20 protein-coding genes and 1 pseudogene are annotated in these 22,358 nt (G+C 68.7%); 3 read left to right on the top strand and 18 right to left on the bottom strand.

Annotated features, from left to right (window positions below; all coding sequences use genetic code 11):
- The 18 genes and pseudogenes from CKO33_RS13970 to mtnA all read right to left on the bottom strand — a co-directional run.
- Window positions 1-148: pseudogene (locus CKO33_RS13970) on the bottom strand (SO_0444 family Cu/Zn efflux transporter); the annotation flags it as partial.
- A gap of 80 nt (window positions 149-228) precedes the next feature.
- Window positions 229-2,124, bottom strand: a complete 1,896-nt coding sequence (locus tag CKO33_RS11805) for a hypothetical protein (RefSeq protein WP_200182442.1) — start codon at window positions 2,122-2,124, stop codon at window positions 229-231.
- Window positions 2,125-2,233: 109 nt separating this feature from the next.
- Window positions 2,234-3,121, bottom strand: a complete 888-nt coding sequence (gene galU / locus CKO33_RS11800; RefSeq protein WP_200182441.1) for a UTP--glucose-1-phosphate uridylyltransferase GalU — start codon at window positions 3,119-3,121, stop codon at window positions 2,234-2,236.
- Window positions 3,122-3,257: 136 nt separating this feature from the next.
- A complete protein-coding gene (locus CKO33_RS11795; protein WP_200182440.1) occupies window positions 3,258-3,542 on the bottom strand; it encodes a ComEA family DNA-binding protein in 285 nt (94 codons plus the stop codon).
- A 103-nt stretch (window positions 3,543-3,645) separates the two neighbouring features.
- Complete coding sequence (gene pyrF / locus CKO33_RS11790) at window positions 3,646-4,371, bottom strand: orotidine-5'-phosphate decarboxylase (RefSeq protein WP_242472612.1); 726 nt, start codon at window positions 4,369-4,371, stop codon at window positions 3,646-3,648.
- 26 nt (window positions 4,372-4,397) lie between these two features.
- Entirely contained in the window at window positions 4,398-5,618 is a 1,221-nt protein-coding gene (gene lapB / locus CKO33_RS11785) for a lipopolysaccharide assembly protein LapB (RefSeq protein ID WP_200182439.1), read from the bottom strand.
- A gap of 4 nt (window positions 5,619-5,622) precedes the next feature.
- Window positions 5,623-5,916 (bottom strand): LapA family protein, encoded by a 294-nt coding sequence (locus tag CKO33_RS11780; protein WP_200182438.1) that lies wholly within the window; start codon window positions 5,914-5,916, stop codon window positions 5,623-5,625.
- Window positions 5,917-5,955: 39 nt separating this feature from the next.
- Entirely contained in the window at window positions 5,956-6,267 is a 312-nt protein-coding gene (locus CKO33_RS11775) for an integration host factor subunit beta (protein ID WP_090483684.1), read from the bottom strand.
- Between the two features lie 127 nt (window positions 6,268-6,394).
- Window positions 6,395-8,080 carry a 30S ribosomal protein S1 gene (rpsA, locus tag CKO33_RS11770; RefSeq protein WP_090483494.1) on the bottom strand — a complete coding sequence of 562 codons (1,686 nt, stop codon included), beginning with the start codon at window positions 8,078-8,080 and terminating at the stop codon, window positions 6,395-6,397.
- Window positions 8,081-8,176: 96 nt separating this feature from the next.
- The gene (gene cmk, locus CKO33_RS11765) at window positions 8,177-8,857 is read right to left on the bottom strand and encodes a (d)CMP kinase (RefSeq protein ID WP_200182437.1); all 681 of its coding nucleotides are present in this window, start codon (window positions 8,855-8,857) and stop codon (window positions 8,177-8,179) included.
- Window positions 8,854-10,221 (bottom strand): 3-phosphoshikimate 1-carboxyvinyltransferase, encoded by a 1,368-nt coding sequence (aroA, locus tag CKO33_RS11760; RefSeq protein WP_200182436.1) that lies wholly within the window; start codon window positions 10,219-10,221, stop codon window positions 8,854-8,856. Before aroA ends, cmk begins: the two co-directional genes overlap by 4 nt.
- Window positions 10,222-10,245: 24 nt before the next feature.
- Entirely contained in the window at window positions 10,246-11,103 is an 858-nt protein-coding gene (locus CKO33_RS11755) for a prephenate dehydrogenase (RefSeq protein WP_200182435.1), read from the bottom strand.
- Window positions 11,100-12,221, bottom strand: a complete 1,122-nt coding sequence (hisC, locus tag CKO33_RS11750; protein ID WP_200182434.1) for a histidinol-phosphate transaminase — start codon at window positions 12,219-12,221, stop codon at window positions 11,100-11,102. The genes CKO33_RS11755 and hisC overlap by 4 nt, the downstream gene beginning before the upstream one ends.
- A gap of 35 nt (window positions 12,222-12,256) precedes the next feature.
- Entirely contained in the window at window positions 12,257-13,369 is a 1,113-nt protein-coding gene (gene pheA, locus CKO33_RS11745) for a prephenate dehydratase (protein ID WP_200182433.1), read from the bottom strand.
- A gap of 61 nt (window positions 13,370-13,430) precedes the next feature.
- A complete protein-coding gene (locus CKO33_RS11740) occupies window positions 13,431-14,594 on the bottom strand; it encodes a 3-phosphoglycerate dehydrogenase family protein (protein ID WP_200182432.1) in 1,164 nt (387 codons plus the stop codon).
- A 5-nt stretch (window positions 14,595-14,599) separates the two neighbouring features.
- Entirely contained in the window at window positions 14,600-15,682 is a 1,083-nt protein-coding gene (gene serC / locus CKO33_RS11735; protein WP_200182431.1) for a 3-phosphoserine/phosphohydroxythreonine transaminase, read from the bottom strand.
- Window positions 15,683-15,731: 49 nt separating this feature from the next.
- The gene (gyrA, locus tag CKO33_RS11730; RefSeq protein ID WP_200182430.1) at window positions 15,732-18,335 is read right to left on the bottom strand and encodes a DNA gyrase subunit A; all 2,604 of its coding nucleotides are present in this window, start codon (window positions 18,333-18,335) and stop codon (window positions 15,732-15,734) included.
- 102 nt (window positions 18,336-18,437) lie between these two features.
- Complete coding sequence (gene mtnA / locus CKO33_RS11725; protein WP_200182429.1) at window positions 18,438-19,487, bottom strand: S-methyl-5-thioribose-1-phosphate isomerase; 1,050 nt, start codon at window positions 19,485-19,487, stop codon at window positions 18,438-18,440.
- Between the two features lie 121 nt (window positions 19,488-19,608).
- Here mtnA and CKO33_RS11720 point away from each other — a divergent pair, with 121 nt between their 5' ends.
- The 3 genes from CKO33_RS11720 to CKO33_RS11710 are packed head-to-tail and all read left to right on the top strand — an operon-like array spanning window position 19,609 to window position 22,336.
- The gene (locus CKO33_RS11720; RefSeq protein ID WP_200182428.1) at window positions 19,609-20,928 is read left to right on the top strand and encodes a TRZ/ATZ family hydrolase; all 1,320 of its coding nucleotides are present in this window, start codon (window positions 19,609-19,611) and stop codon (window positions 20,926-20,928) included.
- Between the two features lie 27 nt (window positions 20,929-20,955).
- On the top strand, window positions 20,956-21,669 hold the full coding sequence (ubiG, locus tag CKO33_RS11715; protein WP_242472611.1) for a bifunctional 2-polyprenyl-6-hydroxyphenol methylase/3-demethylubiquinol 3-O-methyltransferase UbiG: 714 nt from the start codon (window positions 20,956-20,958) through the stop codon (window positions 21,667-21,669).
- Between the two features lie 4 nt (window positions 21,670-21,673).
- The gene (locus CKO33_RS11710; protein ID WP_338081780.1) at window positions 21,674-22,336 is read left to right on the top strand and encodes an HAD family hydrolase; all 663 of its coding nucleotides are present in this window, start codon (window positions 21,674-21,676) and stop codon (window positions 22,334-22,336) included.
- Window positions 22,337-22,358: the final 22 nt, after the last annotated feature.

The raw sequence follows: 22,358 nt of genomic DNA, 5'->3' as shown, positions 1-22,358 counted from the left end.
CCGCGAATCCATCCCCCCCGACCCAGCGGCGCATGAGGGCCTCGGGCACCCAGACCTTCACCGCACCGGCGGCCATCAGGCCCAGCAGCAGCCAGGGGGCAGCAGCAAGGGCCAGGCCCAGGATCTCCTGCAGGATGCGCATCACCATGGGTTCCTCCCATCGGGATTCATGAAAGGAATGATACTCGTTTCACCCCATGGACTCGATACAGGACACAGGGTTCACCGTCAGTCCAGCAGGCGCCTTGCCCGCACCAGGCTGCGATACCAGTCCCGCCGGGGCGTGGGCACGACGGTGGGTCGCTGGCTGAGCAGGTTCATCTGCGGCATCTCCTCGGCATGGCTCTGGGCGATCATATTCAGCACCTGTTCCCGGGCGCCGTAGTTGTCCCGCAGGAACTGCTTCGCCTCCTCGGTCAGACTCACCCGGTAGTGACGCACCAGGGCCAGGGCCAGACGCTCCGCCGGCTGGCTCATATCCTGCACCACCTCCTGGGCCATGGCCTCCCCCAGGGTGCGCTTTTCGTGGGCGCTCATCCCCGGCTCCAGATTACCCAGGTAGCTGGCACGGCTGGCGCCGATACCCCGCTGTACCTCGGGGCGGGAGAGGCGGATATGGGGATCCAGGGCCAGGGCCGTCTCCACCGCCAGCTGCCGCGCCCCTTCCAGGGTAAGGGCGCGCCGGCGTCCGTCCTGGCGGGTGAAGAAGCGCCGTCCGCGGCGTTCCAGCTGCTCCCCGTGCAGGTAGTTCACCAGGTGCTGACACACCGCCTCGCGGGCATCCTCGTCCAGGGCGATGACCTTCTCCACGATGCGCAGCCCCTTGCGTCCGGGACCCAGGTGCAGATGACTGCGCTCCTCCCCCGGCAGGGCCTGCAGTCGCTCCCAGTGCTCCGAGGCCCGCAGCAGGTCGGCATGCACCCTGCCCAGCTCACGGTAGGCATCGTGGGCCATACGGTAGAGCCGCAGGGAGGTGGCCAGGGTATCCCCCAGACGACGGAGCTCACTGGTAGAGGTGTGCCGACGCCTGCGCAGGCGGTCGCACTCGGCGTCCAGCTGCTGGGTGAGGCGGTCCAGGGCCGCCACCACCCGGTCCACCAGCAGGGAGGCGGAGATCCCCTCCGGCACCTCTTCATAGGCCAGCACCTCCACCTCCACCAGCCAGGTGGCCAGGGCGCGCATGCGGTTGCTGCCGGCCGCCCGGGCCACCCGGTAGCGGCTGCGCTGTTCCTCCAGGTGATCCAGCACCGAGGCCAGACGCCACCGTCCGGCATAGCTGAAGGTGAGCATGGGGATCTCTCGCCCATTGATGAGCTCGAAGGCCAGCAGCAGCATGGCCTCCACGTCCGCCGGGGTCATGAGCAGGAGGTTGTCCTGGTCGATGGCGGCCATGACCCGCTCCAGGAAGAATTCATCCCGGGGCATGCCGTCCTGCAGCTTGGGGGCGTCGCCCATATAGCGTTCGCGCAGCACCGAGGCGGCGATGGGGGCCACGCGGTGCAGTTCTGACAAGGCCTTGTCGAATGCCTCCCCCTGGTCCTGGTGCAGATCACGGATGCGGCTGTAGAGTCCCGCCCGGCGGAAGGTGTCGATCTTTGCCAGGCAGCGACCCAGTTCCCGTTCCCCGATGAGTTCCTCGCAGGCAAAGGCCACCGCCTCCGGGGAGAGATCCACCCGCTGCAGGAGCTGCGTGGCCGCTTCACGGCGCCGGATCTCCGGCTCAAAACCCTCCATGGCCAGGTCACGCACCGCCAGGATCAGATCCCCCAGCAGGTCCACCGCCTCCAGGACATCCTGCTGCGCCCGCTCCTTGGCCGTCCCGTAGGTGGTGTCGTAGACGATGGCCGCCAGAAGACCCAGCAGCCCGGAGAGAATGGTGAAGGTGGTGAAGTAGATCAGCAGATCGGTGGCGGGGGGGCGCCCATAACCGATGTAGTAGCCGCCGTAGAGGCCGATCCCCGTCACCGGTCCGGCGGTCCAGGCCAGCTTGAGCAGATTGCGGGAGACCCGCACCCGTTTGACCGCCCGCTGCCAGCGTTCCACCCGCTCGTTGTCCTCCCGTCCCAGGGAGATGCCTTCCTCACGCCCGGCAGATGGTTTGCTTTTGGATCGGAACCAGTTCACGCGCGGGGCCAAGGAAAGGTCATGGGGGTTGCGCGGTTCCCGCGCAGGGAAGGCGGGCGGCACCCGGAAGGCCGATGGCCCACCAGCCCCCCCGGGAACGGCACCCGGTTCAGAGCTCCCGGGTACAGACTTCCCGCCGCAGGTAATCGCCGAACTTGGCCTTGAGTTCGGGATGCTTCAGAGCATATTCCACGGTGGCCTGCAGGTAGCCCAGCTTGCTGCCACAGTCATAGCGCGTACCCTGGAAGCGGTGGGCCAGGACACGCTGCTCGGCCAGCAGGTCCGAGATGGCGTCGGTGAGCTGGATCTCGCCGCCTGCGCCCCGGCCGGTCTGCTCGATCAGGTCAAAGATGCGTGGGGTGAGGATGTAACGGCCCACCACGGCCATATTGGAGGGGGCCTTTTCAGGGGCTGGCTTCTCCACGATGGCCTGGACGTCCCAGAGTCCGTCCTCCACAGGCTCCGGACGCACCACACCGTACTTGTGGGTCTGGTCCTCCGGAACCTCCTCCACCCCCAGGATGCTGCAGCCGTATTCCTCGTAGACCTCCACCATCTGCTTCAGGGCGCCCTTGCCCTGGCCGTCGATGAGGTCGTCCGCCAGGATGACGGCGAAGGGGTCATCCCCCACCACGGGACGGGCACAGCCCACGGCATGCCCCAGCCCCAGGGCCTCGGACTGTCGGATATAGACGCAGGTCACCCCCGGCGGAAGGATATTGCGCACCACCTCCAGCATCTTCTCCTTGCCCCGCTCCTCCAGCTCCGTCTCCAGCTCGTAGGCCTTGTCGAAGTGGTCGGGGATGGAACGCTTGTTGCGGCCGGTGACGAACACCAGCACGTTGATCCCCGCCTCCACCGCCTCCTCGGCGGCGTACTGGATGAGCGGCTTGTCCACGACCGGAAGCATCTCCTTGGGATTCGCCTTCGTGGCCGGCAGGAAACGGGTGCCCATACCCGCCACGGGGAAAACTGCCTTTCGGATCTGTTTCTGCATGTCCCGTCTTCGCAATCGGATTCAATGGATGGTTTGCCAAGCATGCGGACGCCCTCCCCCAAAAACAAGGGCCCCAAAGCACAGGGGGCGGCCCGGGCCGCCCCCTGTGTGCAACGGCGGGATCAACCGCCGTGCGTCACTTCGCTGCGGCCTGCTCCCCCAGGTGGATGGCATCCAGGTTCTGCTCCACCGTGGCCTCGCCGATGCCGTCCACGTCGGTCAGTTCATGCACCGAGCGGAACGGACCGTGGGACTCGCGGTAGGCGATGATGGCCTTGGCCTTGACGGGGCCGACACCATGCAGCCCCTCGGCCAGGACCTCGGCATCGGCCCGGTTCACATCCACCTGGTCCGCCGCCTGGGCCAGACCGCCGACACACAGCAGTGACATGGAAAGGGTAAGGGCGGGGAAAAGCTTCATGACCTGTCTCCTGAGTTCCGTGGATTTCCCTGGTCTTTGCGGGCGCGGATCTCCTGATCCTCCAGGCACCCACATACGGAGCATAGTGGCTGAATCCGGGGTTTCAAGCCCCCCCGGCGCCGGCGATCTCCCGGTTCATGGCCTCCAGCACCGCCAGCGGGTCCGCGGCCCGGGTGACGGGCCGCCCCACCACCAGATGGGTGGCCCCGTCCTGCATCGCCCGCCCGGGGGTCACCACCCGTTTCTGATCGTCGGCGGCGCTGCCCTGCGGGCGGATGCCGGGGGTCACCTTGAGGAAGTCCGTCCCCAGGGTCCGGCGCAGCAGGGGGGCCTCGCGGGCGGAGCAGACCACGCCGTCCAGCCCCGCCTCCCGGGCCTCCCCGGCCAGGAACAGGGCCTGCTCCTCCAGATCGCGCCCGATACCCGATGCGGCCAGATCCGTCGCATCCATGGAGGTGAGCACGGTCACGGCGATGAGCCGGGGACGCCGGGCCGCACCCTCCACCGCCTCCCGGGCCGCAGTCATCATGGCGCGCCCGCCACAGGCGTGGACATTGATCATCCACACCCCCAGCCCCGCCGCCGCGCGGCAGGCGCCGGCCACGGTATTGGGGATGTCGTGGAACTTCAGGTCCAGGAAGATTTCGAAGCCGCGCCCCTGGAGGTCCTCCACCAGGGCCGGGCCGGCCCCCACGAACAGCTCGAATCCCACCTTGAGACGGCACAGGCGGGGATCCAGGCGGGTGGCAAAGGCGCGGGCGGATTCCCCGTCGGGGAAGTCCAGGGCCACGATGAGGGGCTTGTCTTGGTCCATCTTGTCTTGGGCCATGGAGTGCATGTCGTCCGGGCAGTTCATCAGTGGGAAGGGTCCGGCTCGCCGGGGGGGGTCAGGGAGGTCTCAGGCCGCCGCTCCGGCACCCGGTCCAGGGGACGGACGGTACTCCATCCATGGCACCCGGGGCAGTGCCAGAAATGGCTGCGGGACTGGAAACCGCAACGCACGCAGCCGTAGAGGGGGCGTTCCTCCAGGTGACGCTCCAGGGCGCGGATCGCCACGCCGGTGACGCCGGACTCCCCGGCCTCACCCCGGCCCAGCTTGATGCGCAGATATTCCAGCACCAGGCCCAGGCCGAGGCGTTCCCCCTGGATCTCCTCCCCCAGCAACTCCTCCAGGGGCTGGCGGCGGTCACGCTCGTTCAGGAACCGGGCCAGGGCCACCGCGGAGCACACGGAGCCGTCGTGCCGGCGCACGGTGCGCAGGAAGGCCTCATGCCCGTCCGCATCCCTGAGCTCCTGAAAGGCCTCCCCCGCCCGGGGCAGGATCAGCGGGATGAAGGCCGCATCCTGACGCAGCACCCGCTCGTAGTGTTCGATGGCCAGGCGCGGCTGCCCCTCTTCCCGGGCCAGATCCCCCAGGAGGATGCTGGCACGGGTGCAGTCATGATCGAAGCTGAGGGCCTTGCGTGCACGGTGGGCCGCCTCCTGGCGATCGCCCCGGACCCGGGCGGCCTCCCCCAGTTCGCAGTGATAATGGGCGATACGCTGGTTCTGGGGCTCACTGGAGAATTCGCAGAGTCGTTCACTGGCCCAGATGGCCTGGCTCCAGTCCCGTTCCCGCTCGTAGATCCCCCGCAGCCACTGGTAGGCCTCGGCCTGCAAGTAACCCAGTTGGATGAGTTCGGTAAAGAGCTGTTCCGCCTTGTCCAGGACCCCGGCCTTCATGTAGTCCCGGCCCAGTTCCAGGAGGGCATTGGCCCTCTGCGCGGGCACCAGCCGGTGATGGTCCACCAGGTGCTGGTGGATGCGGATGGCCCGGTCCACTTCACCCCGGCGGCGGAACAGACTGCCGAGGATCAGGTGGGTCTCCACCGTTTCCGGATCCACGTTCACCATCTCGAGGAAGACCTCGAGGGCGCGGTCCGACTGCTCGTTGAGCAGGTAGTTGAGGCCCTTGATGTAGTCGGCAGAAAAAACGGCGCCCCGCTCCTGTCCGGACTCTTTCCGGCAGGTGCGGCGCGCCGCCATCCATCCCGAGGCCGCCGCTACGGGGAGCAGCAGCCACAGGAGCTGCCACATGGGCTCAGACCTTGCCGGTGCTGGGCAACTGGCGCAACCGGGCGATCTCGTCCTCGGCCCGCTTGCACTTCTTGCGCAGCTGGCGCATATCCCGGCCACGGCGCATGACCAGGCCCGAACAGGCCAGGGCGCCGATGATCGCGCCGAGGAACATGCTGATGAACACCACCAGGGCCATGGGCACCTGGAAGCTCTGCAGGTACAGGTTCACCGCGACGTTATCGGAGTTGATGACCGTGAAACTGGCGCCCAGCAGGACGGCCACGATGGAGAACAAGATCAGTATCAGTCGACTCATGGGCTGCTTTCCCGATTGTGGACATGCGTTGTACCCGGATCAGCGGGCGGCCACCTTCCCAGTGGTGGTTGCCGGCTCGTTGACCCGCTCCCTCAATTCCTTGCCAGGCTTGAAGTGCGGCACGTACTTGCCGGGCAGGGACACCGTCTCCCCCGTCTTGGGGTTGCGGCCCACGCGCGGCGGACGAAAGTGCAGCGAAAAACTACCAAAACCACGGATCTCTATGCGATCCCCGGTCGCCAGCGCCTGACTCATCTGCTCGAGAAGGGTCTTCACGGACAGCTCGACATCCTTATACGCCAGATGGTTTTGTTTGCGAGCTAGTATATCGATGAGTTCCGATTTCGTCATCGCCCTGTCCTGACGCGCATTGCGCGATGCCCTCATCCCGCAACGGCCACCGATCCTTCGCCCGTCACGGGGCGGCCCGGCGGCGCCTTCCCTGGCGCCGACGTGATGCCGCGGCGTTCCCGTCGGGTCAGCCCTTGTCGTCCGAACCGCTGTTGCCCAGCTGCTCCTTGAGGATATCCCCCAGGGAGGTGGCGGCCACGGAGGAACTGCTGTAGTCCTGCAGGATCTCCTGTTCCTCCGCGCTCTCCTTGGCCTTGATGGACAGGGTCACGGTGCGGTTCTTGCGATCCACGCCCATGAACTTGGCATCCACCTGGTCGCCCACGTTGAGCACCGTGCGGGCGTCCTCGACGCGGTCGCGGGAGAGCTCGGAGGCCCGCAGGACCCCGTCCACGCCCTCGGCCAGTTCCACCACGGCGGCCTTGGCATCCACCTCACGGACCGTGCCGCGCACGATGCTGCCCTTGCTGTGCTCGGCCACGAAGTTGGAGAAGGGATCCTTGTCCAGCTGCTTCAGGCCCAGGGAGATGCGTTCCCGCTCCGGGTCCACGGACAGCACCACGGCCTCGATCTCCTCGCCCTTGCGGAAGTTGCGCACGGCCTCCTCGCCCGGGATGTTCCAGGACAGGTCGGAGAGGTGCACCAGGCCATCGATACCTCCGTCCAGACCCACGAAGATGCCGAAGTCGGTGATGGACTTGATGACGCCGGAGACACGGTCGCCCTTGTTGTGCATGGCGGCGAACTCGTCCCAGGGGTTGGGCTGGCACTGCTTCATGCCCAGGGAGATGCGGCGGCGTTCCTCGTCGATATCGAGGATCATCACCTCCACCTCGTCGCCCACGGCCACCACCTTGGCGGGGTTGACGTTCTTGTTGGTCCAGTCCATCTCGGAGACGTGCACCAGACCCTCGACACCGTCCTCCACCTCGACGAAGCAGCCGTAGTCGGTGATGTTGGTGACCTTGCCGAAGATGCGGGTGCCCACCGGGTAGCGGCGGGTGATGTTCTCCCACGGATCCTCGCCCAGCTGCTTCAGGCCCAGGGAGACGCGGTTGCGCTCACGGTCGAACTTGAGCACCTTGACCTGGATCTCGTCGCCGATGTTGACCACCTCGGAGGGGTGCTTGACCCGCTTCCAGGCCATATCGGTGATGTGCAGCAGGCCGTCGATGCCACCCAGGTCCAGGAAGGCACCGTAGTCGGTGAGGTTCTTGACGATGCCGTTGAGGACCATGCCTTCCTGCAGGTTCTGCAGCAGGGCTTCGCGCTCGGCGCTGTATTCCTTCTCCACCACGGCGCGGCGGGACACCACCACGTTGTTGCGGCGGCGGTCCAGCTTGATGAGCTTGAACTCCAGTTCCTTGCCTTCCAGGTAGGCGGTGTCGCGCACGGGGCGCACGTCCACCAGGGAACCCGGCAGGAAGGCACGGATGTCCCCCAGTTCGACGGTGAAGCCGCCCTTGACCTTGCCGCTGATCATGCCGGTGATGGTCTCGTCCTTCTCCATGGCCTCTTCCAGGCGCTCCCAGGCCTTGGCCCGCTTGGCCTTCTCCCGGGACATGCGGGTCTCCCCGAAGCCATCCTCGGGGGTCTCCAGGGCGACTTCCACTTCATCGCCCACCTGGATTTCCAGTTCTCCGTTCTCATTGTAGAACTGCTCGGCGGGGATCACCCCTTCCGACTTCAGGCCGGCGTTCACCACCACCATGTCGTTGCGGATGTCGATGACGGTGCCATGCAGGATGGAACCGGGCCGCATCTGGGTGGAGGCCATGCTCTCTTCGAGCAGTTGCGCGAAACTTTCACTCATGGGTTGATTGAACCTGCAAAGATTGGGGTTTGCAACGGCTCCCTTTGCAAACCGGTTGTTTCAGGAAGAACCCGGGCCTTCCTGCCCCGGGCGGGTTCAGCGCAGCAGGCCACGCTGCCGCGCGGCCTGCACGATCTCGGTCAGCACCGCATCGATGCCCATATCCGTGGAGTCCACCTCCAGGGCGTCCTCCGCCGGCCTAAGCGGCGCCACGGCCCGCTCGCTGTCGCGCCGGTCGCGCTCGGCGAGCTCACGTAAAAGGTTTTGAAGGTTAGCACTAAGCCCTTGTTCCTTCAACTGCTTGAACCGCCTCCGGGCGCGTTCCTCGCGGCTGGCCGTGAGGAAGATCTTGAGGGGGGCGTGGGGGAACACCACGGTGCCCATGTCACGGCCGTCCGCCACCAGACCCGGCGGGGCCTGAAAGTCCCGCTGCCGCGCCAGCAGGGCCTCGCGTACGGCGGGGATCGCCGCCACCCGCGAGGCCGCCTCGCCACAGGCCTCGGTACGCAGTTCGGAGGCCACCACCTCACCGTCCAGAAGGATGCGGCTCTCCCCCGCCCCGTCCAGTTCGAAGCGCACGTCCAGCCCGCGGGCCAGTTCCGCCAGGGCGTCGGCATCCTCCAGGGGCAGCTCGCGCCGCAGGGCCGCCAGGGCCACCAGGCGGTAGAGGGCACCGCTGTCCAGGAAGGACCAGCCCAGGCGCTCGGCCAGCAGGCGGCTGACGGTGCCCTTGCCCGACCCCCCGGGGCCGTCGATGGTGATCACGGGTACGCTCATGCCCCGTCCTCCTCGGCTTCGATGGGCAGTCCCGCCCCGGCCGCCAGGGAGACAAAGCCGGGGAAGGAGGTGTTGACGTTGGCGCAATGGCGGATGCGGATGGACCCACGGGCCCGCAGGGCCGCCATGGCGAAGGCCATGGCGACACGGTGATCGCCGTGGCTGTCCACCTCGCCGCCCTCCGGTTCCCCGCCCTCGATGACCATGCCATCGGCGGTGGGCTCGGCGTGGATGCCCAGGCGCGCCAGCCCGTCGGCCATCACCTGGATGCGGTCGCTCTCCTTCACCCGCAGCTCCGCGGCATCGGTGAGCACGGTACGCCCCCGGGCGCAGGCGGCAGCCACGAACAGGGCCGGGAACTCGTCGATGGCCAGGGGGACCAGGGCCGGGGGGATGTCCACACCCTGCAGCGGCGCGGAGCACACCGTCAGGTCCGCCACCGGCTCCCCCCCCACCTCCCGGGGGTTCTCCACGCGGATGTCGGCCCCCATGAGGCGCAGGATGTCGATCACCCCCGTGCGGGTGGGGTTCATGCCCACATGCTCCAGGGTGAGGCGGCAATCCGGGGCGATGCTGGCCCCCACCAGGAAGAAGGCCGCCGAGGAGATGTCCCCGGGCACCTGGATGCGGGTGCCCGTGAGCCGGCCCCCGCCCTGCAGGCAGACGCGCCCCTCACCACGCTCCACGGCGAGGCCGAAGCCCGCCAGCATGCGCTCGGTATGATCCCGCGTGGGGGCGGGCTCGGTGATGCAGGTGCGCCCCCGGGCATAGAGCCCGGCCAGAAGCAGGCTGGATTTCACCTGGGCACTGGCTACCGGCAGGGCGTAGTCCATGCCCCGGAGCGGCACGCCCCCATGGATGTGCAGTGGCGGCGTGCCATCGGGACTGGTGTCGATCCGCGCCCCCATGCGGGCCAGGGGCTCGGTGACCCGGCGCATGGGACGACGGGTCAGGGAGGCGTCGCCGGTGAGCACGGTGTCGAAGGGCTGGCCGGCAAGCAGGCCGGCCATGAGACGCATGGAGGTGCCGGAATTGCCCATATCCAGGGGGGCGGCGGGGGCCCGCAGGCCGTGCAGGCCCACACCCCGGATGCCCACCTCGCCGTCCTCCGGACCCTGGATGTCCACCCCCAGGGCCCGGAAGGCCCGCAGGGTGGCCAGGCAGTCCTCCCCTTCCAGGAAGCCGCCGACCCGGGTCTCGCCCTCGGCCAGGGCCCCCAGCATGATGGCGCGGTGGGAGATGGACTTGTCCCCGGGCACCCGCAGGCGACCGGCCAGCGTGCCCCCGGGGGCCACGCGCAGGGTGAGATCGTCAGCGGCCACCGTGGGGCCTCCCCTCCGGGCGGCGGCCCGGGATCTGTGCATGGTGCGGTGTCATTCCCCTCCCCTTCACTGGCAGAACTCATCCCGTGCGGTCTTCGCCCGCTGGAAGATCTCCAGCAGGGCATCGCCGTCCCCCGCCTCGATGGCCCGGGTGATGAGGCCCAGGTCCTGCTGATACCCCGCCATCACCTGCAGGATGGCCTCCCGGTTGGCCAGGCAGATGTCCCGCCACATCACCGGATCGCTGGAGGCGATGCGGGTGAAGTCGCGAAAGCCCCCGGCGGCATAGCGGAAGATCTCGTCCCGTTCCCCCATGCGGGCCAGGCTGTCCACCAGGCCGAAGGCCAGCAGGTGTGGCAGGTGGCTGGTGGCCGCCAGCACCTCGTCGTGATGGGCCACGGACAGGGTCTCCACCACGGCGCCGGTCTCCTCCCACATGGTGCGCACCCGCGCCAGGGCCCCCAGGTCGGAGGTCTCCAGGGGCGTGAGGATCACCCGCCGGCCATGGAACAGCCCCGGGAAGGCGGCGCTGACGCCGCTCTTCTCGGTGCCGGCGATGGGATGTCCGGGCACGAAGTTCAGGGGCATCTCACCGAAGCCCTCACGCACCGCCTCCACCACGCTGCCCTTGGCGCTGCCCACGTCGGTGAGGGCCGCATCGGGGGCGAGATGGCCGCGGATGGCGGCGCAGACGGCACGCATGGCCCCCAGGGGGACGGCCAGGACCACCATGTCCGCCCCCTGCACCGCCTCGGCCGGGTCCAGGGTGTAGCGGTCGATCACCCCCCGCTCCAGGGCCTGGCGCAGGTGGTCCTCGGAACGGGAGCAGCCCACCACCTCGTGGCAGGTGCCCGCCGCCCGCAGGGCCATGGCCAGGGAGCCGCCGATGAGGCCCACACCGAAGATCGTCAGTCGCTTGATCATGCGCCCACCACCTGGTCCAGTGCCTCCATGAAACGGCGGTTTTCATGGGCCCGGCCCACGGTCACCCGCAGGTGCCGGGGCAGGCCATAACCGGCGATGGGGCGCACGATGACGCCGTGGTGCAACAGGGCCTGGTACACCGGCTCCGCCTCACGCCCCACGTCGATGCTGAGGAAGTTGCCCACCGAGGGGATATAGCCCAGCCCCCGCTCACGGCAGGCGGCGGTGAGCCAGGCCAGCCCCTCCCGGTTCACCCGTACCGATTCCTGCACATGGGCGGTGTCGTCCAGGGCCTCCAGGGCGGCCGCCTGGGCCAGGGTGCTGGTATTGAAGGGCTGGCGCACCCGGTTGAGGATATCCGCCACCTCGGGGCTGGAGGCGGCGTAGCCGATGCGCAGACCGGCCAGGCCGTGGATCTTGGAGAAGGTGCGGGTCACCACCAGGTTGGGAAATTCCTTCAGCCAGCGGGTGGCATCGGGGTAATCGGCCTCCTCCACGTATTCGCAGTAGGCCTCATCCACCACCACCAGGGTGGTCCCGGGCAGGGACCGGATGAAATCGTGGAGGGCCTTGCTATCCAGCCAGGTGCCGGTGGGGTTGTTGGGGTTGGCGATGAACACCACCCGGGTGTCTGCGTCCACCCGCGCGGCCAGGGCCTCCAGATCGTGTCCGTAGGGCATGGCATGGTCCGCGGCATGGGCCGGGGCCATGTGCAGGTCGGCCCCCACCGCCTGGCAGGCCAGGGGGTAGACGGCAAAGGCGTGGGCGGAGAAGACGGCGTTGCGTCCCGGCCCCAGGTAGGCCCGGGCCAGCAGTTCCAGGACATCGTTGGAGCCGTTGCCCAGGGTGATGCAGTCGGGCTCCACGTCCAGTTCCCGGGCCAGGCGCTGGCGCAGGGCGAAGCCGTTGCCATCGGGATACCGGGCCAACTGGTCCAGCAGCCCACCCAGGGCCTGCACGGCCCGGGGGCTGGGCCCCAGGGGGTTCTCGTTGGAGGCCAGTTTCAGGCTGTCGGAGATGCCCAGCTCCCGCTCCAGCTCCTCCACCGGCTTGCCGGGCTGATAGGGTGTCAGCTTCTGCACCCCGGCATTGGCCAGGGCTCGGTAATCACAACTCATGTCGACTCCAGGATGGTTTGATCCGCGATGCGGCCCTAGAGGACCGCCTTGGGATAGGATCCCAGCACCTTCACCACTTCCGCCTCCCGGCGCAGGGCCTCCAGGGCCCGGGCCACCCGGGGTTCCTGTGCGTGCCCCTCGATATCGATGAAGAAGACGTATTCCCAGTTCACGCATTGGGAGGGCCGGGACTCGATGCGGGTCATGCTCACGTCGTTCTCGGCGAACGGCGACAGCAGCCCGTGCAGGGAACCGGGGCGGTTGCGCGCGGAGACCAGCAGGGAGGTCTTGTCCTGTCCGGAGGGGCCGCTGGGCTGGCGTCCGATCACCAGAAAGCGGGTGGTGTTGTCGGGGGAGTCCTCGATATTGGCCGCCAGCACCTGCAGGCCATAGAGTTCCGCCGCCGCCTCGCTGGCGATGGCCGCGGCCCCCGCCTCCCCGGCGGCGCGCCGGGCCGCCTCCGCGTTGCTGCTCACCGGCAGGCGCTCGGCCTGGGGCAGCCGGGCGTCCAGCCATTCCCGGCACTGGGCCAGGGACTGCTGATGGGAATAGACCCGCAGCACCCCCCCGGCATCCGGATCATGCCCCAGCAGGTGGTGGTGGATGCGCATCTCCACCTCGCCGCAGATGTGCAGCGGGGATTGCATGAAACGGTCCAGGGTGTGAGTCACCACCCCCTCGGTGGAGTTCTCCACGGGGACCACGCCATACTGGACGCTGCCGGACTCCACCTCGCGGAAGACCTCGTCGATGGCGCTCATGGCCACGGTCTTCACGGAATGGCCGAAGTGCTTGAGGGCGGCGGCCTGGGTGAAGGTGCCCTCGGGGCCGAGGAAGGCCACCGAAAGGGGCTGCTCCAGGGCCAGGCAGGCGGACATGATCTCCCGGAACAGCCGGGTCATCTCCTCCCGGTCCAGGGGGCCGGGATTGGCCCCGTGGATGCGCCGCAGCACCTGCGCCTCCCGTTCGGGGCGGTAGAAGGTGGCCGCGGGGTCCGCCTCCCGCTTGATGCGGGCCACCTCCTGGGCGCAGGCGGCGCGCTCGCTGATCAGCTGCATGATGCGCTGATCCAGGTCGTCGATGCGCTCCCGGATGGCCTCCAGGGCGTCGTCGTCGGTGCCCGCGGTATTCTGCCCGTCAGCGGTCACGATCACACCCCATGGGACGGCAGCCCGTCATTGCCTGATACCGGATTTCCACGGCCCGACCCTACAGGACGCGCATCCTGAGCACGCCATCGATGCCGGCGATGCCCCGGGCCGCCTCCTCGTCGAGGACCCCCTCCGTGTCGATGAGGCTGTAGGCCAGCCCCGCGCGGGACTCGTTCACCATGTGCACGATGTTGATGCCGTTCTGGCCCAGGACGTGGGAGATCTGCCCCACCATGTCCGGACGGTTGCGGTTGATCACCGCCAGGCGGGCGTCCCCGGCCCGGGGCAGGTGCACCTCGGGCAGGTTCACGGCATTGTGCACATTGCCGTGCTCCAGGTAATCCCGCAGCTGATCCGCCACCATGACGGCGCAGTTCTCCTCCGCCTCCACGGTGGAGGCCCCCAGGTGCGGCAGGGCGATGACCCGGTCATGGTCCTGCAGGGGACGGCCGGGGAAATCGCAGACATAGGCGTGCACATGGCCGGCATCCAGGGCCTGCACCATGGCGGCGGCATCGACGATGCCGTCCCGGGCGAAGTTGAGCAGTACGCTGCCCGGGCGCAGGGCCCGGATGCGGTCGGCGTCGAGGAGATGGCGGGTGTGCTCGTTCAGGGGCACGTGCACGCTGATCATGTCGCAGCGGGCGATGAGATCGTCCACGCTGACCGCCTGATGCACCCCGGCATCCAGTTGCCAGGCGCGGCCGACGGTCATGTGGGGGTCATAGCCCACCACCTCCATGCCCAGCCCCCGGGCGGCATTGGCCACCTGCACACCGATGGCCCCCAGCCCGATCACCCCCAGGGTGCGGCTGGTGAGCTCGAACCCGGCGAAGCGCTTCTTGCCCGCCTCCACCTGGCGATGCAGTTCGGCGTCGTCCCCCTGGAGTTCGCGGGTGTAGGCCCAGGCCTGGCAGATGTTGCGGGCCGCCAGGAGCATGCCCGCCAGCACCAGTTCCTTGACGGCGTTGGCGTTGGCCCCGGGGGCGTTGAACACCGCGATCCCCCGCTCGCTCAGGGCGTCCACGGGGATGTTGTTCACCCCGGCCCCGGCCCGGCCCACGGCCTTGAGCCCCTCGGGGATCTCCATGGCGTGCATGTCGAAGGAACGCACCAGGATGGCATCGGGATGGGAGATCTCCGAGGCCACCTCGTAGTGCTCGCGCCCGAAGCGATCCAGCCCCTTGGCGGCGATGTGGTTGAGGGTGAGGATGCGGTACATGGCGATCAGGCCTTGCGCTGTTCGAAATCGGCCATGAAGTCCACCAGGGCATCCACGCCGGCCTCGGGCATGGCGTTGTAGAGACTCGCCCGCATGCCGCCCACGGAGCGGTGGCCCTTGAGATTGACCAGCCCGGCCTGCTCCGCCTCCTTGAGGAAGACGCCGTCCAGTTCCGGATCGGCCAGGGTGAAGGGCACGTTCATGAGGGAACGGGCCGAGGGCTCCACCGGGTTGGAATAGAAGGCCGAGTTGTCGATGGCGTTGTAGAGCTTCTGCGCCTTGCGGCGGTTCAGGGTTTCCATCTCCTCCAGTCCCCCCTGGGCCTTGAGCCACTGGAACACCAGCCCCGCCAGATACCAGCCGTAGGTGGGCGGGGTGTTGGACATGGACCCGGCCTCGGCCTGGACCCGGTAGTCCAGCACGGAGGGCACCTGGGGCGCGGCGTGGCCGATGAGATCGTCGTGCACGATCACCAGGGTCAGCCCTGCGGGCCCGATGTTCTTCTGGGCCCCGGCGTAGATGAGCCCGAAGCGGGACACGTCCACGGGTCGGGAGAGGATGGTGGAGGACATGTCCGCCACCAGGGGCACGTCACCGCTGTCGGGGATCCAGGGGAATTCCAGGCCGCCGATGGTCTCGTTGGGAGTGTAGTGCAGATAGGCGGCCTGCGGGTCCCGCTGCCAGGTGTCGAAGGGGGGGATGGTGGTGAAGCCGTCGGCCTCGCTGCTGGCCACCACGTTCACCTCTGCGTACTTGCGGGCCTCTGCGATGGCCTTCTTCGACCAGGCACCGGTGTTGACGTAGTCGGCCCGGCGGCGCTCCCCCAGCAGGTTCATGGGGATGGCGGCGAACTGGGCCGAAGCCCCGCCCTGGAGGAACAGGACGCGGTAGTCCTCGGGCACCCGCATCAGGTCCCTCAGGTCCTGCTCGGCCCGTTCGGCGATGGAGACAAAGGCCTTGCCGCGATGGCTCATCTCCATCACGGACATGCCCGTGCCGTTCCAGTCCAGCATCTCGTCGCGGGCGCGCTCCAGCACCGGTTCGGGCAGAACGGCGGGACCGGCACTGAAGTTGTAGACACGTGTCATGGCTTGCTCCTGGTTTGCATCGGCATGGGCCCGGGGGCCCGAACGGGATTCAGGCGGTGGGGGTATCCCCTCCGGAGGCGTCTTCCCCGGGGTCATCCCCCTCCCCTTCGTCGCCCTCGGCATCGCCGTTGAGCCCTTCCACCCGGGCCATCTCCACCAGCTTCTCCTGATCCGAGAGGCGAATCAAGCGCACCCCCTGGGTGTTGCGTCCCAGCACGGGGATGTCCGCCACCGGGGTGCGCACCAGGGTGCCGCCGTTGGTGATGAGCATGGCCTGGTCCTCCTCGGCCACCAGACAGGCCCCCACCACGTCCCCGTTGCGGCCCCCGGTCTGGATGGCGATCACCCCCTGGCCGCCGCGGCCGTGCAGGGGGAAGTCCGTTGGGGAGGTGCGCTTGCCGTAGCCGTTCTCCGTGGCCACGAGGATGGTGCCCTGGTCCACGATGATGAGGGAGATCACCTGCTGGCCTTCGGCCAGACGCATGCCGCGCACCCCGGCCGCAGTGCGGCCCATGGCGCGTACGGCGTCCTCGGTGAAGCGGATGGCCTTGCCGGCGGAACTGAGCAGCATCACGTCCTGGCAGCCGTCGGTGAGCTTCACGTCCACCAGCCAGTCGTCCTCGCGCAGGCCCACGGCGATGATGCCGTTGCTGCGGGGACGGGAGAACTCCACCAGCGGGGTCTTCTTCACGACCCCCTGGCTGGTGGCCATGAAGACGTAGCGGTCCTCCCGGTACTCGCGCACCGGCAGGATGGCGTTGACCCGCTCCGTCTCCTCCAGGGGCAGGAGGTTGACGATGGGGCGGCCGCGGGCGGTGCGGCTGCCCAGGGGGAGTTCGTAGACCTTGAGCCAGTAGGCCTTGCCGTGGCTGGTGAAGCACAGGATGGTGTCGTGGGTGTTGGCCACCACCAGACGGTCCACGAAGTCCTCGTCCCGGAAGCTGGCGGCGGCCTTGCCGCGACCGCCCCGCTTCTGTGCGCGGTAGGCGGTCAGGGGCTGGTATTTCACGTAGCCCGCGTGGGAGAGGGTGACCACCACGTCCTCCTCGTGGATCAGGTCCTCCAGGGTGAGGTCCTTCTGACGGGCGAGGATCTCCGTGCGGCGGTCATCGCCGTAGCGCTCGCCCATGGCCACCAGTTCCTCGCGGATCACCTCCATGAGCCGGCCGGGGCGGTCCAGGATCTCCAGGAGATCGGCGATGCGGTCCAGCAGTTCGCCGTACTCGCCGACGATCTTGTCCTGTTCCAGTCCGGTAAGGCGGTGCAGACGCAGATCCAGGATCGCCTGGGCCTGGGCCTCGGAGAGGCGGTAGCCCTCCTCCTGCAGACCGTATTCCGGGGCCAGGTCCTCGGGGCGGGAGGTGCGGGCACCGGCGCGCTCCAGCATATCCATCACCACGCCGGGGGCCCAGAGGCGTTCCAGCAGACCGGCCCGGGCCTCGGCGGGACTGGAGGAGGCCTTGATCAGGGCGATCACCTCGTCGATGTTGGCCAGGGCCACCGCCAGACCCTCCAGCACATGGGCCCGCTCCCGGGCCTTGCGCAGGTCGTACACCGTGCGCCGGGTGACCACCTCCCGGCGGTGGCGCAGGAAGGCCTCCAGTACCTGCTTCAGGTCCAGCAACCGCGGCTGGCCGTCCACCAGGGCCACCATATTGATGCCGAACACGTTCTGCATCTGGGTGTGCATGTAGAGGTTGTTGAGCACCACCTCCGGCACCTCGCCCCGCTTGAGCTCCACCACCATGCGCATGCCTTCCTTGTCGGACTCGTCGCGCAGTTCGCTGATGCCCTCCAGCTTCTTCTCCTTCACCAGCTCGGCGATGCGCTCCAGCAGCCGGGCCTTGTTCACCTGGTAGGGCAGCTCCGTGACGACGATGGCCTGGCGGCCGGTGTCGTCGTCGGTCTCGATATGGGAACGGGCGCGGAGGTAGACCCGCCCGCGGCCGGTACGGTAGGCCTCATGGATGCCGCGGTCGCCGTTGATGAGACCGGCGGTGGGGAAATCCGGCCCCGGCAGGTGGGCCATGAGACCGTCCACGTCCAGATCCGGATCGTCGATGAGGGCGACGCAGGCGTTCACCACCTCGGTGAGGTTGTGGGGCGGGATGTTGGTGGCCATGCCCACGGCGATACCGGCGGAGCCGTTGATGAGCAGGTTGGGCAGCTGCGTGGGGAAGACGGAGGGCTCGGTCTCGGAGCCGTCGTAGTTGTCGACGAAATCCACCGTCTCCTTGTCGATGTCCGCCAGCAGCTCGTGGGCGATGCGTGCCATGCGCACCTCGGTGTAGCGCATGGCCGCGGGGGCATCCCCGTCCACGGAGCCGAAGTTCCCCTGCCCGTCCACCAGCATGTAGCGCATGGAAAAGGGCTGGGCCATGCGCACGATGGTGTCGTACACGGCGGAGTCGCCATGGGGGTGGTACTTACCGATGACGTCCCCCACCACGCGGGCGGACTTCTTGTAGGGCTTGTTCCAGTCGTTGCCCAGTTCGCGCATGGCATAGAGCACGCGCCGGTGCACCGGCTTGAGGCCGTCGCGCACGTCCGGCAGGGCGCGGCCGATGATGACGCTCATGGCGTAGTCCAGATAGGACTGACGCATCTCGTCTTCCAGATTGACGGGCAGGATCTCTTTGGCGAAGTCGACCATTCAGTCTCGGGTCCCGATGGTGAACGTGGGAGGACTGGAAATAAGCAGGCAAGGATACCACAACCCCGGGTGCGGCATCAGGAAGCCATCCGTGGCCCGGGGTCAGTCCAGCAGGGCCGTCACCCCGCCCTCGCCGGGGCGCTCCACCACACCCTTCTCGGTGACGATGGCGTCTATCAGTTCCGCCGGGGTCACATCGAAGGCCGGGTTCCAGGCGCCGGCCCCCTCGGCGGCCACCCGCTGTCCCGCCAGCTCCAGCACCTCCTCCTCTCCCCGCTGTTCGATGGGGATGGCCGCGCCGTTTGCCGCGTCGGCATCGATGGTGCTGGTGGGGGCCACCACCATGAAACGCACCCCATGATGACGGGCCAGCACCGCCAGGCCATAGGTACCCACCTTGTTGGCGGTGTCGCCGTTGGCGGCGATGCGGTCCGCCCCCACCACCACCCAGCCCACGCGCCCCTGGCGCATGAGCCCGGCGGCGGCCCCCTCGCAGAGCAGGGTCACGGGGATATCGTCCTGCACCAGCTCCCAGGCGGTGAGACGGCTGCCCTGGAGCCAGGGCCGGGTCTCGTCGGCATAGACGTGGCCGATGCGGCCCTGGGCGAAGGCGCTGCGGATCACCCCCAGGGCCGTACCGTAGCCGGCCGTGGCCAGGGAACCGGCATTGCAGTGGGTGAGCACATCCTGCCCCGGGGAGATCAGGGCCGCCCCCAGGTCGCCCATGCGCCGGTTGCCCGCCACATCCGCCTCGTGGATCTCCTGCGCCGCCGCCAGCAGGGCCGGCTCCGGGTCCGCCTCCGCCGGCAGGGCCTGCATCACCGCCCGCATCCGCTCCAGGGCCCAGAACAGGTTCACCGCCGTGGGGCGGGAATCCGCCAGGGCCTGCAGGGCGGGTTCCATGGCCCGGCGCCAGTCCGGCCCCGCCTGCCGCCAGGCGGCGCGACCGGCCAGGACCGCGGCATAGGCGGCGGCGACGCCGATGGCCGGGGCACCGCGCACCACCATGTCGCGGATGGCCGCGGCCGCCTCCAGGGCCGAGTCCAGGTCCACGTGGACACAGCGATGGGGCAACAGGCGCTGATCCAGCAGCCTCAGGTGGGTGCCGGTCCACTGCACGGCGCGGATGGAATCGTGGTCGTAGGTGCTCATGGGCTGGGTCGGGTCACATGGATGGGATCGGCTCCGTACTGTGCCAGCATGGCCCGCGAGGTGCCAGATCCCTCCCATGGGTGCGCTTGTCCCGGATCCTGCGGGACGTTATCTTTCGGCCATGCAGACTATCGACAAACTGATCTCGGCGCCCTGGATCCTCCCCGTGGAACCCCAGGGATGTGTACTGGAAGACCATGCCCTGGCCATCCACGAGGGACGCATCCTGGACCTGCTGCCCACAGAGGAGGCCCAGGCCCGCTACCGGCCCGAGACCCACCGCCGTCTGGAGCGCCACGCCCTCATCCCGGGCCTGGTCAACGCCCACACCCACAGCCCCATGACCCTGCTGCGGGGCCTGGCGGATGACCTGCCGCTGATGGACTGGCTGCAGAACCACATCTGGCCGGCGGAGGGGCGCTTCGTGGGCGAGGGTTTCGTGCACGACGGCACGCTGCTGGCCGCGGCGGAGATGATCCGCGGCGGCACCACCTGCTTCAACGACATGTACTTCTTCCCCGAGACCACCGGGCAGGTGGCCGCCCGCGCCGGCCTGCGGGCGGTGCTGGGGCTCATCGTCATCGACTTCCCCAGTGCCTGGGCGGGGGACGCCGAGGAGTACATCACCAAGGGGCTGGACATCCACGACCGCTACAAAGGCGATGCCCTGCTCTCCTTCTGCTTCGCGCCCCATGCCCCCTACACCGTGGGCGACGACCCCCTGCGGCGCCTGGCCACCCTGGCGCAAGAGCTGGAGATCCCCGTGCACATGCACGTGCACGAGACCGCCCACGAGGTGGAGGAGGCCGTCGCCCGCTTCGGCATGCGCCCCCTGGAGCGCCTGGCCCGCCTGGGGCTGGTGGGCCCCAGCCTCCTGGGGGTGCACATGACCCAGCTGGAGGCCGCCGAGATCCGCTACCTGGCGGAGACCGGCGCCCATGTGGTCCACTGCCCCGAATCCAACCTCAAGCTGGCCTCGGGGTTCTGCCCGGTGCAGGCCCTGCTGGAGGCGGGGGTGAACGTGGCCCTGGGCACCGACGGCAGCGCCAGCAACAACGACCTGGACCTGCTGGGCGAGATGCGCACCGCGGCGCTGCTGGCCAAGGGGGTGAGCGGGGACGCCGCCGCCCTGCCCGCCCACACCGCCCTGCGCATGGCCACCCTCAACGGCGCCCGGGCCCTGGGCCTGGGGGAGATCACCGGCTCCCTGGAGCCGGGCAAGAGCGCCGACATCACCGCCGTGGACCTGGGGGAACCGGAAACCCTGCCCCTGTACGATCCGGCCTCCCACCTGGTCTATGCCGCCGCCCGCCACCAGGTGAGCGATGTCTGGGTGGCCGGCCGCCCCCTGCTGCGGGATCGGCAACTCACCACCCTCGACCTGCCGGACCTGCGCCGGCGCGTGGCCGACTGGCAGCGCCGCATCGCCGCGGCCGACTGAACCGCACCCACCGGGATGCCCACCGCCATGTGTGACCCCCAGCGCAACGCCGACGACGCCGAACTGGCCAAATTCGACGATCTCTCCCGCCACTGGTGGGATCCCGAGGGGGCATGCCGCCCCCTGCACGAGATCAACCCCGTGCGCCTGGGCTTCGTGGAGGAACGCAGCGGCGGCCTCGCGGGCCTGCGGGTGCTGGACGTGGGCTGCGGCGGCGGCCTGCTGGCCGAGGCCATGGCCCGCCGGGGGGGCCGGGTCACCGGCATCGACCTGGGGGAAGGGGCCCTGGACGTGGCCCGCCTGCACCTGCTGGAGTCGGGCCTGGAGGTGGACTACCGCTGCATCGCCGTGGAGGACCTGGCGGCGGAACAACCGGAATCCTTCGACGTGGTCACCTGCATGGAACTGCTGGAACACGTTCCCGACCCGCGCTCCGTGATCCATGCGTGTGCCCGCCTACTCCAACCCGGCGGCCATCTCTGTGTGGCCACGCTGAACCGCACCCCCAAGGCCTTCGCCCTGGCCATCATCGGGGCCGAGTACCTGCTGCGCTGGCTGCCGCGGGGCACCCACCAGTTCTCCCGCTTCATTCGGCCCTCGGAACTGGACGGCTGGATGCGGGACAGCGGCCTGGCGCTGCGTGGCCTCACCGGCATGCACTACGACCCCCTGCACCGCCGTTACCACCTGGGCCCGGGGGTGGAGGTGAACTACCTGGCCCACGCCGTGCGGGAGGACTGACCCCGTGCGCACCCTGCTGCTGGACCTGGACGGCACCCTGGCGGACACCGCCCCGGACATGCATGCCGCCCTCTGCCGCCTGCAGACCCGCCACGGCGTGGATGCCCTGCCCTTCGAGGCGGTACGGAACCATGTCTCCCACGGCTCCGTGGCCCTGGTGCGGCTGGGGTTTCCCGGTATCGAGGGGGAGGCCTTCGAGGACCTGAAGCGGCAGTACCTGGACCTCTACGCCGAGGCCCTGCATAGAGATACCACGCTCTTCCCCGGCATGGCCAAGATCCTGGAGGGGATCGAGGCCCGGGGGATGAACTGGGGGGTGGTCACCAACAAGCCCGGCTGGCTCACCGACCCCCTGCTGCGTTCCATGGGACTCTACGACCGGGCCGTCACGGTCATCAGCGGCGACACCACCCCCGAGCGCAAACCCCATCCCCTGCCCCTGCTCCAGGCCTGCCGGGAGGCGGGCAGCACCCCGGAGCAATGCCTCTACATCGGCGACGCCCTGCGGGACATCCAGGCGGGACGCGCCGCCGGCATGGTCACCCTCACCGCCCTCTACGGCTACATCGACACGGATCAGACCCCGGACACCTGGGGGGCCGACGGCTGCATCCATCATCCCGGGGAGATCCTGCCCTGGCTGGCGCCGGTGCATCGGGCCTCCTGAGGCATCCCACCCCATGAACGCC

It is taken from the genome of Ectothiorhodospira mobilis (assembly GCF_016584115.1).
Taxonomy (GTDB): Bacteria; Pseudomonadota; Gammaproteobacteria; order Ectothiorhodospirales; family Ectothiorhodospiraceae; genus Ectothiorhodospira; species Ectothiorhodospira mobilis.
Note: the sequence above shows the minus strand (reverse complement) of the source record. Positions and strands in the feature narration are given on the sequence as shown.